Raw genomic sequence first — 1,399 nt, 5'->3', positions numbered from 1 at the left:
CAAGGTCATTGCGTGATGGGGATCTGTCCAGGTTGATCACGTGAGGCCGAGGATGGACAAAGGTCGGCGGTAGTCGCGGCCGGCGTTCCGGAGGGCAGCGGCGATGTTGGGCTCGCCGTTCTGGCGGAAGGCGCTGATGGCGAGGTTGCGCAGGGTGGCCATGGTGCGGGGCAGGTGGCCGGTGCGGACCTTGGAGTCGTCCTCGCGGAAGGTGCGGTCGCGGACGTGGTGCAGGAGGTTTTCGATGCCCCAGTGGCCTCTGATCCAGGCGGTGAGCTCGGCCGGGGTGGCGTCGGAGACATCGAGGCTGGTGACCAGGTAGACCCGCTCGATGCTCAGTTTGCCCGTGCTCAGCTCGCGTCGCCAGCGCACGATCTGGATCGCCTGGCGGGCGCCGGGATAGTCGAGGTGACGGAACGCGGCGACCTTGAGCCGGCGGATCTCGTCACGGTGGTGGGCCCTGTCCCGGGAGTGGTGGTCCAGCGGGATATCGGCCCAGGGCAGCTTCTTGACCTGCGTATATAGCCCGGGATGGTTCTTCTTGACGATGGCCAGGTAGTGGGCGCCGCGCTTGCGGAGGTAGGCGCCGTGGGCGTGCTGGGTGTGCAGGGCGTCGCCGGTCAGCACGCTGTCGGTGAGGTCGATGGTGTCCAGCAGGGGCTGGAAGGCGGGGATTTCGTTGCTCTTGGAGGCGATCTGCCGCTGGGCCAGGACCACGCCGTGGTGGTCCATCGCGGCCAGCAGCTGGATCGCGGTGGTGGTAGCTGTGCGGGAGCCGCGGACCGTTTTACCGTCGACCGCGACCGCGCGCAGCGAAGGCTTCGGCGGCACGTCGGGCGGATCCGGCGGTGGCGTTCTGGCCTGGAGGTAAGCGCCGACAGCCGCGTCCAGTGCGTCGCCGTCGACGTGCTGGAGCAGGCGCCGGACCGTGGCCGCGTGCGGCGCCGGCCGGATGCCGGTGAGCGGGTCGGCCGGGAAGCCGAGAACGCCCAGGACCGCCTGCGGGGCATCGGCGATCCATTCGCCGATCGCGATGAGTGAGCGGGCGCCGGTCAGTACCGCAGCGCTGGCCGCGCACAGCAGCGCCACGGCGGGATACCTCCGTCCCCGCAGTCCGCGAGGATCAGGCACGAGGCTAAGGAATCGACGCAGGTCAGCTGCTTCCTCAGCCGTGACCGGGGCGCTTTGGAGGGGCAGGTGCCCCAGACCGGCGGGCATGGGCGATGATGTACAGGCAGGCACGGTCTCGCTCGGTTCTCATGGGTCTCGACAACCACATGATCACCGGCTCCGTGCCTGCTCTGTTTCCCGGGGAACTTCCCGACCTACACCCGGACATGACGTCACGTCATACGCGAGACCGGCGAACCAGACCGATCCCGAACACGCAATGGCCCTG

1 protein-coding gene is annotated in these 1,399 nt (G+C 68.7%); it reads right to left on the bottom strand.

What is annotated here, in order from left to right:
- Positions 1-36 precede the first annotated feature (36 nt).
- Entirely contained in the window at positions 37-1,131 is a 1,095-nt protein-coding gene (locus tag AC13HU_RS37190) for an ISAs1 family transposase (protein WP_483046419.1), read from the bottom strand.
- Positions 1,132-1,399: the final 268 nt, after the last annotated feature.

It is taken from the genome of Streptomyces sp. NH27 (genome assembly GCF_056859195.1).
The sequence above is the reverse complement of the archived record's forward strand: the minus strand, read 5'-3'. Positions and strand labels throughout refer to the sequence as shown.